Consider the following 15,742-nt stretch of genomic DNA (forward strand, 5'->3'; position numbering starts at 1 on the left):
GACCGCTGTGACATTGCACCGTCGCGGTCACCCCTCCAGCAGTGTGCCCATCCACTCCTCGACGCCGTCCGGCGTACGCGGCAGCGCACCCGACATCAGCCGGGCCCCGTCCGCCGTGACCACCAGATCGTCCTCGATACGCACCCCGATACCGCGCAGCTCGGCGGGCAGGGTCTCGTCGTCGGGCTGGAAGTACAGGCCCGGTTCGACGGTGAGGACCTGCCCCTCCTCCAGCACTCCGTCGAGATAGACCTCCGCCCGGGCCCTGGCGCAGTCGTGGACGTCGAGGCCGAGCATGTGGCCGCTGCTGCACAGCGTGTAGCGCCGGTGGAAGTCTCGCTCGGCGTGCTTCAGCACACCCCAGTCGGCCAGCCCCTCAGCGATCACCCGCATCCCCGCCCGGTGGAAGTCGCGGAACCGCGCCCCCGGCCGGAGCGCCGCCATGCCCGCCTCCTGGGCGGCGAGGACGAGCTCGTACACCCGCCGCTGCACGGGCGAGAAGCGGCCGGAGAGCGGCAGGGTGCGGGTGATGTCGGCGGTGTAGAGGGTGTCGGTCTCCACGCCCGCGTCGAGCAGCAGCAGTTCGGAGGGGTCGAGCCGGCCGTCGTTGCGGATCCAGTGCAGGACACAGGCATGCGCACCGGACGCGGCGATGGTCTCGTAGCCCGTGCCGTTGCCCTCCAGCCGGGCGCGCAGCCCGAACACCCCCTCGACCCAGCGCTCGCCCCGCGGGTGGGCCAGAGCGCGGGGAAGCGCGCGGACGGCGTCCTCGAAACCGGCCGTGGTGTGGTCGACGGCGCGCTGCAACTGCCCGATCTCCCAGGCGTCCTTGACCAGGCGGAACTCCGCGAGAGCCGTGGCCAGTTCCGGGTCGGTCCCGGCGTCACGGCCGGGAGGCAGCAGGCCGAGCCCGTCGAGGTGGACGCAGCGGATACCGGTCAGCCGCTCGGCCTCGGCGAGGTCGGCCCGCCGACCTACCCAGAACTCCCCGTACCGGCGGTCCCGGTAGAACGCGTCGTCGCCCTCGCCACGAACCGACCGCGGGCGCAGATACAGCACCGCCTCGTGGCCGCCCCCCGGGCCCGAGGGCTCCATCACCAGTACATGGCCGCTCTGGTCCTCGCCGGTCAGACCCGTCAGCCAGGCGTACGCGCTGTTCGGACGGAAGCGGTGGTCGCAGTCGTTGGAGCGGACCCTCAACTCGCCGGCGGGGACCAGCAGACGCTCACCCGGGAAGCGCGCGGACAGCCGGGCCCGGCGGGCCGGCGTGGCGGCGCACGCCGGGACGCGGACATCCCCGGGCAGCGGACCGGCCGCCCAGCCGGCGCCCATGAAGGCCGCCAACTCGGGGGAAACGGGCAGGTCATGGCTACCGGTGTGGAGAGGCGGGACACGGTGCGGGGTACCGGACATCTCGACTCCTCGGAGACGAAGGTGGGCTGAGGGCTTGTCAGTGCAATTTCACATTACTATGTTACGGGTCACATCGCGCCGTCCCGATACGGCCAATCCCCGCGTACACCACGGGATTTCGCGATCACCGCACCGCTGACGCACCACCCCACAGCCACCTCCCACACAGGAGCCATCGGTGTCCCAGCCTCGATCCGTGCTGCCCAGATCCGCGCGCACCCCCCTGCTCGCCGCAGCCGTCGCCGTCACCCTTCTCACCACGCTCGGCCACATCCCCCGGGCTGCCGCCACGGAACGCGCCGCACGTCCGGCCGTTCCCGCCGCACTCGCCGGCCGCCCCGCACCGGCCACGGCCGAAGCCGGCCACGGCCAGAACCCCTACGACGAGGTCGACCGCCTCTCCAGGGCCCCCAAGCCGGCCGCCCTGCCCGCACCCGCCCCGGGAGAACTGGCCGAAGGCCGCACCCCCGGCCGCCAGGACACCGGAGCCGCACCCGCCGCATCCGCCGCCACCGCCGACAGCCCCGTGCCGCGCGCCGCGGGCGTCCCCTGCACCCTCGACGGCATCACCCGCCTCGGCCCCGAGCAACTCGCCGACTTCCTCGCCGACCCGGCCGTCACCGCCGACGGCTGCCTCAGGGACCTCATCTGGACCTGGGACGCCCGCCTCGCACCGGTCATGTCGGACGCGCACGTCCAGGCCGTGGGCCGGCGAATATCCTCACTGGCCGCCGCGCACGACGGCCGCAACAGCACCCACCTGCTGGAGATGTTCACCTACCTCCACGCCGTCGCGTACCACGACTTCACGCGCCCGGAGATCGACATCACCGACGTCCCGACGACCGAGACACTCCGGCGGGCCATCAACGCCTTCGGCACCGCGGCCCGCACCTTCCAGGTCACCCGGACCAACGCCGAGACCCTCCGCGAGGCCCTCTACACCGGTAGCGCCCCCGGCCTGCGGCACAGCCAGCTCGGCCTGATCAAGAAGGTCCTGGCCACGATGGACAGGTACCACCAGGGGCAGTACGACGACGCCGCCTGGGGCGGCGCGGCCCTGGCCGCCCTCTCCGTCAACTACCTCGGCATCTACCCGGGCAACCGGGACACCGCGTTCCACAACGTCGTCACCCAGAACGCCTCCTACCGCGACGCCTTCAAGGCCTTCGCCGGCCACACCCACCTCAGGGGCACGCCGAACGAGTGGGTCGTGCGCGACGCGCTCGGCGAGTACGGCCGCTTCGGCCAGGTCGACGCGCTCAAGGCGCAGATCGTCCCCGGCCTCGGTGCCCTGCTGTCCGTCACCCGCACCAACTTCGGCAACGGCAGCCGCCCGTGGGCCCAGCTCGTGACCTGGCTGAACTTCTACGAGGCATGCAAGCCGTACGCGGTCTGCAAGGACGACATCGAGCGGGAGATCTTCCCCCACACGTACACGTACGACAGCGGGGCCATCAAGGTCCGCACCGGCCTCGACCGCGCCACCGTCGACCAGCTCTACTACGCGAGCAAGCAGGTCAAAGCGCAGTTCCACCGGGTCCTCGGCGCCGAGGAACCCCTCGCAGGCGACCCCAACGCCTCACTGAACATCGTGCTCTACGGCTCCCGCGCCGACTACGAGGTCTACCACCCCGTCCTCACCGGCATGGGCACCGAGAACGGCGGCGTCTACATCGAGCGCGGCGCCACCTTCTACACCTACCAGCGCCGTGTCCCGCAGGACTCCTCCCTGACCCTCGAAGAGCTCTTCCGGCACGAGTACGTCCACTACCTCAACGGCCGCTGGGGCGTGCCCGGATTCTTCGGCGAGGGCCCCTGGTACAGCGCCGACCGGACCACCGCGATGGACGAGGGCACGGCGGAGTTCTTCGACGGCGCCACGCGCGACGACGGCATCGCGGTCCGCAAGTCCCTGGTCCAGGGCATCATCGACGACACCGCCGGCGGCGGCCCGCGGATGACCGTCAACCAGCTGCTGCACGCCACCTACGACGGCGACGGCTTCCGCTTCTACGACTACGCGGGCACGTTCTTCGAGTTCCTGTGGACCGAACGGCCCTCGCTGCTGCGGGAGATGTACGGCCGTCTGCGGGCCGACGACCCCGCGGGCTTCGACGCGTGGCGCACCCGGCTCGGCGCCGACCCGGCGCTCCAGCGGGACTACGACAGCTTCCTGGACACGCAGATCGCCGACGTCGACGACCTGTTCGTGCCCAACACCACGTACACGCCCAACGACCGGCTCAGGGACACGACGGCGGACGCCGTCCGCGCCTCCTTCGCCGCCGCCACCCAGGCCGATCCGGCGTGCACGGAGAACGGCGACCCCGGTAAGCGGCGCTTCACCTGTACCGGCAGGATCACCGCCAACCTCTCCGACGCGGGAAACCCGGACCTCGTCTTCAAGGACATGTCCGAGACGGTCGACTACTTCATCCTCGACCGGGCGGAGCCGGCCTCCACCAACCTCGCCGACATGAACTGCTCCTTCGGGCCGGTGGAGATCTGGAGCAACGGCCGGGCGGGTACGTCGACTTACCGCTGCGAAGGGCCGCTGCGCAGCTGAGCCGCACACGCCGGTGCCATTGCGCGTGATTCCCTTCCCCGGTCACACAGCAATGTGACATATTACTGCTGTGCCCACCAGAAACCCTCGTGGTCCCCTGGACGCCGTCATCATCGGCGCCGGAGTCGTCGGCGCGGCCTGCGCCTACTACGCGAGCCGCGCCGGCCTCGCCGTGACGGTCGTCGACCGCGGCTCCGTCGCGGGCGGCACCACCGGCGCCGGGGAAGGCAATCTCCTCGTCTCCGACAAGGAGGCAGGACCCGAGCTCGACCTGGCGCTGCTGTCCACCCGGCTCTGGCGCGAACTCGCCGACGTCCTCCCACCGGAGACGGAGTACGAGCCCAAGGGCGGTCTCGTCGTGGCGCCCGACGAGACCGCCCTCACCGCGCTGCGCGACTTCGCCGAGGACCAGCGCAGAGCCGGCGTCGAAGCCCACGAAGTCCCCGCCGACCGGCTCCACGATCTGGAACCCCACCTCGCACACGGACTCGCCGGCGGCTTCCACTACCCCCAGGACGCGCAGGTCCAGCCCGCCCGCGCCGCCGCCCAACTCCTGCGATCCGCACGCCGGTCAGGCGCCGCCGTCCGCCTCGGGGAACAGGTCACCGCCGTCCTCACCCGGCCCGACGGCAGCGTCCGCGGCGTACGCACACCACGCGGCGAACTCCACGCCCCCGCCGTCGTCAACGCCACCGGCACCTGGGCCGGCGACCTCGCCCGCCTCGCCGGCACCCACCTGCCCGTCCTCCCGCGCCGGGGATTCGTCCTCGTCACCGAACCCCTGCCGCGCGTCATCCGCCACAAGGTCTACGCCGCCGACTACATCTCCGACGTCGCCAGCGGCTCCGCGACCCTCCAGTCCTCGGCGGTCGTCGAAGGCACCCCCGCGGGACCGGTCCTGATCGGCGCGACCCGCGAACGCGTCGGCTTCGACCGGGCCCTGTCCGCCGAAGCGCTGCGCCGGCTCGCCACCCAGGCCGCCCAGCTCTTCCCCGTACTCGACGACGTACGCGTCATCCGCACCTACCACGGCTTCCGCCCCTACCTCCCCGACCACCTGCCCGCCATCGGCCCCGACCCGCGCGTGCCCGGACTCTTCCACGCGTGCGGCCACGAAGGCGCGGGCATCGGACTCGCCCCGGCCACCGGAATGCTGATCGCCACCGCACTCGGCGGCGGGCAGCCGGTCCTGGACCCGCGGCCCTTCCGGCCGGACCGTTTCGACCAGGCAGGAGCAGCACAGTGAGCAGAACCCCGGCCTCCCTGGTGCGGGCCGAGCCGGACCCCCCGTACGAGATCACCTTCGACGGACGCCCGGTCACCGCACTGCCCGGGCAGAGCATCGCCGCCGCGCTCTGGTCGGCGGGAATCCTCTCCTGGCGCACCACCCGTGACGGCGGCGCGCCCCGCGGCGCGTTCTGCGGCATCGGCACCTGCTACGACTGCCTCACCACGGTCAACGGCCGCCCCAACCAGCGTGCCTGTCTCGTCCCCGCCCGCCCGGGCGACGCGATCACCACCCAGAAGGGCACCGGTCATGACGAACTCGCCGTCTGAACCCCCGTCGCCGCCCTGCGAACTGGCCGTCGTCGGCGCGGGACCCGCCGGACTCGCGGCCGCCGTCGCCGCGGCCGGGCTCGGACTGCGGGTGACGCTCCTGGATGCGGGCGACCGGCCCGGCGGACAGTTCTACCGCCACCCGGGACCCGCCCTCCGCGCCGCCCGGCCGGAAGCGCTGCACCACCACTGGCACGCCTTCGCGCGCCTGGAGCGCGCACTTCGCGCCCATACGGCAGCGGGGCGCATCCGCCATCTGCCCGCACACCACGTATGGACCGTTCTCCCCGAACGGGCCCCGGACGCGGGCGAGACGGGCCGCGCACAGAGCTGGCGGCTCCACGCCGTCGCAGGCCACGCCGTCGCAGGCCACGGCGACGCGGGCCACGGCGACGACGAGAGCGCCGTCACCGTCCGGGCCCGGACGGTGCTCCTCGCGACGGGCGCCTACGAACGTCAACTGCCCTTCCCCGGCTGGACCCTGCCCGGCGTCGTCGGCGCCGGAGGAGCCCAGGCCATGCTCAAGTCCGGCCTCGTCCTGCCCGGCCGCCGCATCGTCGTCGCGGGCAGCGGCCCGCTGCTGCTCGCCGTCGCCGGGTCCCTCGCCGCCGCGGGGGCCACGGTGCCCGCCGTCGTGGAGGCCGCCGCGTACCCGGCGTACGCCCGCCGACTCCCCGCCCTGCTGCGCAATCCGGGCAAGATCGCCGAGGCGGCCCTGCACGGCGCGGCCCTGCTCCGGCACGGCGTACGACTGCTCAGCCGGCACGCGGTCACCGCCGCACACGGCACGCAACGGGTCGAGGCCGTGACGGTGTCGCGGCTCGACCAGGACTGGCGGCCTGTACCCGGCTCCGGACGACGTGTCCCGTGCGACGCCCTCGCCGTCGGCCACGGACTGCTCCCTCAGCTGGAACTCGCCACCGGACTCGGCTGCGCCACGCGCCGTACCGCCGACGGCACCGCCGCCCTGGACCTCGACGACGAACAGCGCACCTCCGTCCCCGGAGTGTGGTCGGCGGGGGAGACCGGAGGGATCGGCGGGGCGGAACTCGCCCTGGCCGAGGGCGAACTGGCCGCCCTCTGCGTCGCCGGCACCCTGAGCCCGGCTCCGCACGACGCCCGCCGATCGCGGCGGGCCGAGGCGCTGACCTCCCGGCGTGACCGGCTGCGCGCCTTCGCCGAGGCGATGGCGGCCGTGCACCACCCGCGTCCCGGCTGGACCGGCTGGCTCGACGACGCCACCCATGTGTGCCGCTGCGAGGAGGTACCGGCGGGGTTCGTCAGGGAGGCGACCGAGGAACTCGGCGCACACGACACCCGCACCGTCAAACTGCTCACCCGGGCCGGCATGGGCTGGTGCCAGGGACGGATGTGCGGGCCCGCCGTGGCCGCCCTGGCCGGCGAGGAGCAGGCCCCGGACCACCGGCCCCTGTCCTGCCCCGTACCGCTGAACCACCTGACCCGCCTGCCGGCCGAGACCCTGATGCCGGCGGACGAGTCGGACCGTTCCTGACCCCGAGGGCCCTCCACCCCGGCCCGACCGCCCTCGGGCCTGAAACCGACACGGCGTCAGACCCGCTGCTTCCACGAGGGATCGACCTCTTGTGGCGGTCTCACGATGCTTAGTAAAATGTCACACCTCACACTAGGAGTTGCTATGGCACCCGCACCCCGTACGCGCCCCTGGCACGGCATCATGGTCGCCACCGCCCTGCCACTTCGCGACGATCTCTCCGTCGATCACGACGCCTACGCCGACCACGTCGCCTGGCTGATCGCCAACGGCTGCGACGGAGTCGTCCCGAACGGCTCCCTCGGCGAGTACCAGACCCTCACCGACGACGAACGCGCCCGCGTCGTCCGCACAGCCGTCGAGGCCGCGGGCGACGGTAACCGGGTGATGCCCGGTGTCTCGGCCTACGGCAGCACCGAGGCCCGCCGCTGGGCCGACCAGGCCGCCGAGGCCGGCGCCGGATCCGTACTCCTCCTGCCGCCCAACGCCTACCGGGCCGACGAGGAGACGGTCGCCGCCCACTACGCCGACGTCGCACGCAGCGGCCTGCCCGTCGTCGCCTACAACAACCCGCACGACACCAGGACCGACCTCACCCCCGACCTGCTCGCCCGGCTGCACCGCGAGCAGAGCATCGTCGCCGTCAAGGAGTTCAGCGGCGACGTCCGCCGGGCCTACGAGATCGCCGAACTCGCCCCGGGGCTCGACCTGCTGGTCGGCGCCGACGACGTCCTGCTCGAACTGGCCCTCGCCGGCGCGGTCGGCTGGATCGCCGGATACCCCAACGCGCTGCCCGCCTCCTGCGCCACGCTCTACCACGCCGCCGTCACCGGGGACCTGGACACCGCGCTGCCGCTCTACAAGTCCCTGCACCCACTGCTGCGCTGGGACTCCAGGACCGAGTTCGTCCAGGCCATCAAGCTCTCCATGGACCTCGCGGGCCGCCCCGGCGGACCGACCCGCCCGCCGCGCTCACCGCTCACCGGCGAACAGGACACGGCCGTACGCGCCGCCACCGAGAAGGCACTCGCCGAGGGCCTCCAGTAGCCGGAAGCACCCCAGCAGCAGCGAGAAGGGACCTCATGCGCACCCGTCACGTCTACCACGCCGTCGACTCGCACACCGAAGGCATGCCGACCCGCGTCATCACCGGCGGCGTCGGCGTCATCCCGGGCGCCACCATGGCCGAACGCCGGCTGCACTTCATCGAGCACCTCGACCCCGTCCGCACCCTGCTCATGTACGAGCCGCGCGGCCACTCCGCCATGAGCGGTGCGATCCTCCAGCCGCCCACCCGTCCGGACGCCGACTACGGGGTCCTCTACATCGAGGTGTCCGGACTGCTGCCCATGTGCGGCCACGGCACCATCGGCGTCGCCACCGTCCTCGTCGAGACCGGCATGGTGCCCGTCACCGAACCGGTCACCACCGTCCGCCTCGACACCCCGGCAGGCCTCGTCGGCGTCGACGTCCGGGTCGAGGACGGCGCGGCCACCTCCGTCACGCTCACCAACGTGCCCTCCTTCTGCCTCGGTCTCGACCGCAAGGTCGACGTACCCGGACACGGCACGGTCACCTATGACATGGCATACGGCGGCAACTTCTACGCCTTCGTCTCCCTGGACGCCCTCGGCCTGCCCTTCGACCGCGAACGCAAGGACGAGCTGCTCGCCGCCGGACTCGCCGTCATGGACGCCATCAACGCCACCGACCGGCCCGTCCACCCCGAGAACCCCGCCATCGACGGCGTCAAGCACGTCTACCTCACCGCCCCCGGCTCGGACGCCACGAGATCCCGGCACGCCATGGCCATCCACCCCGGCTGGTTCGACCGCTCACCGTGCGGCACCGGCACCAGCGCCAGGATGGCCCAGCTCCACGCACGCGGAGAACTCCCCGTCGGCCGGGACTTCGTCAACGAGTCCTTCATCGGCACGGAGTTCACCGGCCGCATCGTCGGGGAGACCACCGTCGGCGGACTGCCCGCCGTCATCCCCACCGTCACGGGCCGCGCCTGGATCACCGGCACCGCGCAGTACTTCCTGGACCCGGCCGACCCGTTCCCCGGAGGCTTCCTCCTGTGACCCCGCCCCCGACCTCCCTCCCGCCGACGCCCCGGGCCGAGAACGCCGTCCGCACCACCGATTACCACACCGCCGGCGAGCCCTTCCGCATCGTCACCGACGGGCTGCCCCCGGTCCCCGGCGACACCGTGGCCGAACGCTGCGCCAGTGTCATCGGTGCCGGGGGCTCCGCCACCGCACCGCGCCCCGGCCCGCTCGACGACATCCGCCGGCTCCTCGTGCAGGAACCCCGCGGACACGCCGGCATGTACGGAGGGTTCGTCGTGCCGCCGGACGACGACGGGGCCCACTTCGGCGTCCTGTTCTGGCACAAGGACGGCTACTCCACCGCCTGCGGCCACGGCACCCTTGCGCTCGGCGCCTGGGCCGTCGACAGCGGCCGCGTCCGCGCACCCGACGACGGTTCCGTGGAGATCCGCATCGACGTACCCTCCGGACGCGTCCGGGCCACGGTGCACTGCGCACAAGGCCGCACCACCGCCGTCACCTTCCGCAACGTCCCCACCCGCGTGACGGCCCGCAAGGTCCCGGTCGCGACCAGCTACGGCACCGCCGACGTCGATGTCGCCCACGCCGGCGCCTGCTACGCATCGGTGCCCGCCGCACAGCTCGGCCTCGACGTGGGCCGTGCCTCGCTGCCCCGGCTCGTCCGCGCCGGCCGGGAGATCCGCGCCGCCCTCGCCGGACACCCCGCCACCTGGCACCCCGACAGCCCACTGCTGTCCGGCGTTTACGGTGTGATATTGCACGAGGAACTCCCCGACACCCCCGCCGGTCCCGCCCAGGCCAACGTGACCGTCTTCGCCGACGGCCAGATCGACCGCTCGCCCTGCGGCTCCGGTACCTCCGCACGCCTCGCCCTGCTGGCCGAGGACGGCCGACTGGGTCCCGGCGACGTCCTGCACCATGAGTCGGTCGTCGGCACGGTCTTCACCGGATGCGTGATCTCCCGTACCGACTCGGGAGCCGTCACCGAGGTCACCGGCACCGCGCACCGCACCGGCGAGCACACCTTCGTACGCGACCCGTACGACACCCTGGCGACGGGGTTCCTGCTCTGACCGCACCCCCGACGGGGAGTTGTCCACAGGCCTTCCTGAGTCTGGGCGGGGCCTGGGAGGATCTTGTCGTGGCAGCGGCCGTCCACCGGCGGCCGCGAAGTCTGCGACGCCCACGACGCCCACGACGTCCACAGCGGCCACGACGGAACCGGGCAGCGCAACGTGACATTGTACGCTTGCCCTTCACTGGATTCTCGGAGGAAGCGTCATGGGGGACCTGAAGCAGATCAACCTGATCACCGCTCAGGAGCGGCTGCGCGACCAGGTCGCCCACGCCCTGCGCGCCGCGCTCGTCGCCGGCGAACTCCGCCCCGGCCACGTCTACTCCGCACCCGGTCTCGCCGCCGACTTCGGCATCTCGGCCACACCCGTCCGTGAGGCGATGCTCGACCTCACCCGCGAGGGCCTCGTCGAGCCCGTCCGCAACAAGGGCTTCCGCGTCACCGAAGTCAGCGAGCGCGACCTCGACCAGTACACCGAACTCCGCGCACTGATCGAGGTGCCGACCGTCGGGCAGGTCACCCAGATCGCCACCGAGGCACAGCTGGAGGCGCTGCGGCCCATCGCCGAGGAGATCGTGGAGCACGCCACGAACCACCATCTGATCGGCTACCTGGACGCGGACCGGCGCTTCCATCTCGGCCTGCTCGCCCTCGCAGGCAACGACCGCCTGGTCGAGACCGTGGGAGACCTGCGCAAGCGCTCCCGGCTGTACGGCCTCACCAGGCTCGACGAACTCGGCCTGCTGGTCGCCTCCGCGGAGGAACACCACGAACTGCTCGACCTGATGCTGGCGGGGGACGAGCTGGCCGCCGAGGAATGCATGGCCCGCCACCTCGGCCATGTCCGCTCCCTCTGGGCACGGGCCAGGGACGAACCGGTGGAGCCGCGCGCCAAGCACACCCTCGGCAGCCGCTGACGTCCGGCCACCCGGGCCGCCTGCACGCCGAACTCCGCCCCGGGGGACGGCTCGTGGAGATCGACGACAGCGGCACCCCGATCCCCGAGGACCGGCCTCAGCGGTTCGCCGCCGTGCCGCGTGGCCTCATCACCGAGCTCGGCCCGCAGCCGGACACCACCGCCGCTTGATCGACTGGTGACGGCCATGGCCCGGGCTTACGGTCGAAGAACGGACGCCCGACGCTGCTCTCCTACGAGGCGGCTGTGCCATGATCTCGCCTCAGCCGGCCCCTGTGCCAGGGACCACCACCCCCGCACCCGGCGACCGTCACGGCATCGCGCTCCTGGTCATCGCCTCCTGCCAGTTGATGGTGGTCCTCGACGCCACCATCGTGAACATCGCGCTGCCGCACATCCAGCACGCGCTCGGCTTCTCGACCACCGGCCTGTCCTGGGTGGTCAGCGCCTACACACTCACCTTCGGCGGACTGCTGCTGCTCGGCGGCCGCGCGGGCGACATCCTGGGCCGGCGGCGGGTGTTCGTCTCCGGCGTGCTGCTGTTCGCCGTCGCCTCACTGCTCGGTGGACTGGCCCAGAACTCCGGACAGCTCCTCGCCGCCCGGGCCCTGCAGGGCGCGGGCGGCGCCGTCGCGTCCCCGACCGCGCTCGCCCTGATCAGCACGACCTTCCGGGAAGGGCCGGCCCGCAACCGGGCCTTCGGCGTCTTCGCGACCGTGTCCGCGGCAGGCGGCGCGATCGGCCTGCTCGCGGGCGGCGTGCTCGTCGAATGGCTCGACTGGCGCTGGGTGTTCTTCGTCAACGTCCCCATCGGACTGCTCATCGCCCTCGCCGCCCCGCGCCGCCTCCAGGAGTCCGCACGCCACCCGGGACACTTCGACATCGCCGGGGCACTGACCTCCACCCTCGGCATGGTCCTGCTGGTGTACGGCTTCATCCGCGCCGCGCAGGACGGCTGGCGGGACGGGACCACCCTGGCGTCCTTCGCCTCGGCGCTCGTCATCCTCACCGTCTTCGTCCTCGTGGAGCGGCGATCACGGCAACCGATCACACCGCTGCACATGTTCGCCGACCGCAACCGCGCCGGCACGTACGGCATGATGCTCAGCCTCGCCGCCGCGATGTTCGGCATGTTCTTCTTCCTCACGCTCTTCGTCCAGAACGTGCTCGGCCTCAGCCCGCTCCGCACCGGCCTCGCCTCCCTGCCCGTCAGCGTGATGATCGCGACCGGCGCGGGCCTCGCCTCCCGCCTGCTGCCCCGGTTCGGGCCCAAGCCCTTCATGCTGACCGGAGCGCTGCTCGCCACGACGGGCCTGACCTGGCTGACCGCGACCGACGTCCACTCCAGCTACGCGGGCAGCATCCTCGGACCGATGATCGTCTTCGGACTCGGCATGGGACTGCAGTTCGTCTCCCTCACGCTGATGGCGCTCTCCCGCGTCCCGCCGCACGAGTCCGGCGCGGCCTCCGGGCTGCTCAACACCAGCCAGCAGATCGGCGGCTCGCTCGGACTGTCCATCCTGGTCACGGTGTTCGGCACGGCCGCCGCCACCGAGACCGCGCGACAGACTCCGGACTTCCTCGCCCGCGCGACCGCGCCGCAACGGCTGCGCTTCGCACGCACCGGGTCGCTTCCGTCTCCCTGGGCGGACGAGATCCTCGCCGCCGGGGCCTCCGCCGCGTTCGTCGCGGCCGCCGTCTTCACCGCGATCGCCGCGCTGATCGCCCTGCTCGTCATCCAGGTACGGGCCTCGGACATCGACCGGCTCAAAGGCACGACGGTCGCCGGAGTGCGGGATCCGAGAAGGTGAACCCGGGCTCAGTACCCCGACAGCTGGAACCACACCCACTTGCCGTGGTCACCGACCGTGGTCACGCCCCAGGACACGGCCAGGGCCTCCAGCAGGTCCAGCCCGCGCCCGGTCTCCATCTCGTCCACGGGCTCGTCACCCGAGCGCGCTCCGGCACTCATGCCCGGCTCCGTGTCGAAGACCGCGCCGGTGATCCCGCCGGCGGCCTCGTCGCGGGCGACGGCGACCTCGATGGCCGCGCCGTCGGCGTGACGCACCGCGTTCGAGACCACCTCGGACAGCAGCAGCGCGGCGGTGTCCGCGACGGTGCAGTCGGCGGGCGCGACCTCTTCGAGGACGCGCCGGGCCTGGGCCGCCGCACGCGGGTGCCGGGGCAGAGTGGCGACTGCGCTGTTTCCGGTCATCAGTGAGCTCCAAGTTCCGCCGTCGGGCCGGACCTGCCGGCCGCTGGACTACTTCCAGCCTGACGGCGAAAAAGGGCCCCAGAACGTACCTTTCCGCCGGACTATGGTGTGCCGGACGTCACGGCGCGGCGTAACTTTCGTCACGTCGATGCCGTGGCTCGGACCCGGGAAGCCGTGGCTCGCAGTGGGCAGGCCGCGGCCGGGACCGGGGAAGATGCATGCCCCGGAAGACCGCGGCCATGCGCAGCGCGAACACCACCGCCGCGGCCACCGCCGTCGCCAGGCCCGGGCCGGCGCCCGCCCGGTCCAGCAGCAGGTAGCACACCGCTCCCGCGAGGGCCGCGGTCGCGTACACCTCCTCCCGCAACAGCAGCGGAGGGAGCCGGCCGCACAGCACATCCCGGACGACCTCGCCGGTCACTCCGGTGAGAACCGCCAGAATGATCACGGCGAGCGGGGTGACATGCGCTTCCACGGCGGCCCGCGCCCCGATGACGGTGACCACGGACAGCCCCAGCGCGTCGACGATCATCAGTGTCCGGTGCGGCAGCTCCCACCTGTGCAGATACGCCATGGTCGCGACGGCGACGAGGCCGATGACGGCGAGCAGCTGCCAGTCGTGTGTCCAGTACAACGGGTGCCGGTCCAGGATCACGTCCCGCAGCGTGCCCCCGGACACCGACGCGGCGAAGGCGAGGACGAGCCCGCCGAAGGGGTCCATCCGGGCGCGGTGCGCGGCGAGCACACCACTCGCGGCGAACGCGGAGATACCCAGCAGGTACAGCGCATGCAGCATGGGACGGTTCTCGCTCCGGGGTCGGACGGGCAGTGGACAGGGCCGCGCCGGGACGCGACACGGCACACGGCACAGCACCGGTGTGACATGGCACAGGGTGTGTGTGACACGGCACCGCACGGACGTGGCTCAGCACCCCGCGCAAGCGTGGGCCGAGGCGCGACGCGGCACTGCCCCTCGGGGGGTGGGAACAGCACCGCGCCGCACATCCAGCCTGAGGCCCGCACCGGCCCTCCCCGCGTGCCGATCGTCGGTGTTCGCCACGACGAAAGTGACGCCCCGGGACGCCGGTCGCGCTCGTACGGCCGGACCGCGCGACGCGACTTACAGTGGCCGCAAGGCGCGCATACCGCGAGGTGGTGAGGGCCGAGTGACCGAGCGCAAGGGGCGCGGCGGCTGGTCGGAGCGGCAGTACGACGCCCTGCTCACCGCGGTGGTCGTGGCCATCGGCGTCGGCGACACCTGGATCAAGCCGTCGAACGGACTGCTCACCGGCCAGCCCACGGCGGTGGTGGCCATCGTGTCGGGTCTGGTGGGCTCGACGCTGTGGTGGCGGCGCCGCAGCCCCGCAGTGGTGGCCGTCGTCGTCATGGTGGGTTACGTGATCGCCTTCACCCCGGTGGCGCTGGCCGTGGCCATGTACACCGTGGGGGAGACGTACCGGCGCATGCGTACGCTCGTGCTCCTCGGCGCCGCGAGCTGTGCGGCGGGAGTGCTGGTGCTGTGGACCGGCCCGCCGGACTGGGACCTGCGGGAGGCGGGGTTCACGATCGCCTTCATCCTCGGGCCGCTCATCGTCGGCTACACCGTCGCCATCCGGCGCGATCTGGCCCTGGAGGCACAGAGCACCATCGAGGCTCTGGAGCGGGAGAAGCATCTGCTGGTCGAGCGGGCCCAGGTGGGGGAGCGGGCCCGGATCGCCCGTGAGCTGCACGACGTCGTCGCGCACCGGGTGGGCAACATCGTCCTCACGGCGGGAGCGCTCAAGGTCGGGTCGCAGGCACGGGACCCGGCCGCTGCCGAGGCCGCGGAGCTGATCAGGGACGAGGGGCACCAGGCATTGGAGGAACTGCGCGAGGTCCTCGGCGTCCTTACCCCCGGCCGCCGCGGACAGGTCGCCCCCGCGAGGGCGCCCCATCCCGACGCCTCCCAGCTGGACAAACTCGTCGAAGGCGCGGCCCGGCTCGGCCGCCGCGCGACGCTGCGGGTCGACGGGCACCCCGAGACCCTGCCCGCCCCCGTGCAGCGCGCGATCCACCGCATCGTCCAGGAAGGCCTCACCAACGCGGCCAAGCACGCACCCGGAGCGGAGGTCGGCGTTCTCGTCGAGTGCCGGATGGACGGTGTCGAGGTACGGGTCACCAACGGACCCGCGGCCGGTTCACGCGACGCCGACTCGCCGCCCAGCGGTGGCAACGGGCTCATCGGCCTCGCGGAGCGGGTCGCCCTGCTGGACGGCACGGTCACCGCGGGCCCGTACGACGGCGGCTACCGGATCGACGCGTTCATCCCGCACGGCGCGCCACCGGCGAACACCTGAGCGCCGGCCCGCCCCCGACTGCCGCTGTACAACGCCACACGCCACACATCACACGCCACACATCACACGCCACACG

Annotated in this window: 13 protein-coding genes; 10 read left to right on the top strand and 3 right to left on the bottom strand. The window is 72.4% G+C overall.

Annotated elements, in window-relative coordinates; translation table 11 throughout:
- Positions 1-27: 27 nt before the first annotated feature.
- Positions 28-1,413 (bottom strand): aminopeptidase P family protein, encoded by a 1,386-nt coding sequence (locus ACIQMR_RS25925; protein ID WP_401391762.1) that lies wholly within the window; start codon positions 1,411-1,413, stop codon positions 28-30.
- 199 nt (positions 1,414-1,612) lie between these two features.
- Between ACIQMR_RS25925 and ACIQMR_RS25930 the strand changes: the two genes are divergently transcribed.
- From ACIQMR_RS25930 to ACIQMR_RS25970, 9 genes are all read left to right on the top strand, one after another.
- Entirely contained in the window at positions 1,613-3,982 is a 2,370-nt protein-coding gene (locus ACIQMR_RS25930) for a collagenase (RefSeq protein ID WP_401392234.1), read from the top strand.
- A 70-nt stretch (positions 3,983-4,052) separates the two neighbouring features.
- On the top strand, positions 4,053-5,228 hold the full coding sequence (locus ACIQMR_RS25935; protein WP_401391764.1) for an NAD(P)/FAD-dependent oxidoreductase: 1,176 nt from the start codon (positions 4,053-4,055) through the stop codon (positions 5,226-5,228).
- On the top strand, positions 5,225-5,539 hold the full coding sequence (locus tag ACIQMR_RS25940; protein ID WP_266387786.1) for a (2Fe-2S)-binding protein: 315 nt from the start codon (positions 5,225-5,227) through the stop codon (positions 5,537-5,539). The genes ACIQMR_RS25935 and ACIQMR_RS25940 overlap by 4 nt, the downstream gene beginning before the upstream one ends.
- The gene (locus ACIQMR_RS25945) at positions 5,520-7,052 is read left to right on the top strand and encodes an NAD(P)/FAD-dependent oxidoreductase (protein WP_401391767.1); all 1,533 of its coding nucleotides are present in this window, start codon (positions 5,520-5,522) and stop codon (positions 7,050-7,052) included. Before ACIQMR_RS25940 ends, ACIQMR_RS25945 begins: the two co-directional genes overlap by 20 nt.
- Positions 7,053-7,196: 144 nt before the next feature.
- Positions 7,197-8,099, top strand: a complete 903-nt coding sequence (locus ACIQMR_RS25950; protein WP_266387781.1) for a dihydrodipicolinate synthase family protein — start codon at positions 7,197-7,199, stop codon at positions 8,097-8,099.
- Between the two features lie 35 nt (positions 8,100-8,134).
- Positions 8,135-9,136: a proline racemase family protein gene (locus ACIQMR_RS25955; protein ID WP_401391770.1), complete on the top strand. Its 1,002-nt coding sequence runs from the start codon at positions 8,135-8,137 to the stop codon at positions 9,134-9,136.
- Positions 9,133-10,197, top strand: coding sequence for a proline racemase family protein (locus ACIQMR_RS25960; protein ID WP_401391773.1), 1,065 nt, complete (start codon positions 9,133-9,135; stop codon positions 10,195-10,197). The genes ACIQMR_RS25955 and ACIQMR_RS25960 overlap by 4 nt, the downstream gene beginning before the upstream one ends.
- Positions 10,198-10,405: 208 nt before the next feature.
- The gene (locus ACIQMR_RS25965; protein WP_401391776.1) at positions 10,406-11,116 is read left to right on the top strand and encodes a GntR family transcriptional regulator; all 711 of its coding nucleotides are present in this window, start codon (positions 10,406-10,408) and stop codon (positions 11,114-11,116) included.
- 250 nt (positions 11,117-11,366) lie between these two features.
- Positions 11,367-12,926 (top strand): MFS transporter, encoded by a 1,560-nt coding sequence (locus ACIQMR_RS25970; RefSeq protein WP_401391779.1) that lies wholly within the window; start codon positions 11,367-11,369, stop codon positions 12,924-12,926.
- Positions 12,927-12,934: 8 nt separating this feature from the next.
- On the opposite strand, the gene ACIQMR_RS25975 is transcribed toward ACIQMR_RS25970, so the two are convergent.
- Both ACIQMR_RS25975 and ACIQMR_RS25980 read right to left on the bottom strand, forming a co-directional pair.
- Positions 12,935-13,330, bottom strand: a complete 396-nt coding sequence (locus ACIQMR_RS25975) for an ATP-binding protein (RefSeq protein ID WP_401391782.1) — start codon at positions 13,328-13,330, stop codon at positions 12,935-12,937.
- A gap of 118 nt (positions 13,331-13,448) precedes the next feature.
- The gene (locus ACIQMR_RS25980) at positions 13,449-14,126 is read right to left on the bottom strand and encodes a trimeric intracellular cation channel family protein (protein WP_401391785.1); all 678 of its coding nucleotides are present in this window, start codon (positions 14,124-14,126) and stop codon (positions 13,449-13,451) included.
- A 370-nt stretch (positions 14,127-14,496) separates the two neighbouring features.
- Between ACIQMR_RS25980 and ACIQMR_RS25985 the strand changes: the two genes are divergently transcribed.
- Positions 14,497-15,666, top strand: coding sequence for a sensor histidine kinase (locus tag ACIQMR_RS25985; RefSeq protein ID WP_401391788.1), 1,170 nt, complete (start codon positions 14,497-14,499; stop codon positions 15,664-15,666).
- Positions 15,667-15,742: the final 76 nt, after the last annotated feature.

This window comes from Streptomyces sp. NPDC091376, from assembly GCF_044757085.1.
In the GTDB taxonomy this organism is placed as follows: Bacteria; Actinomycetota; Actinomycetes; order Streptomycetales; family Streptomycetaceae; genus Streptomyces; species Streptomyces pratisoli.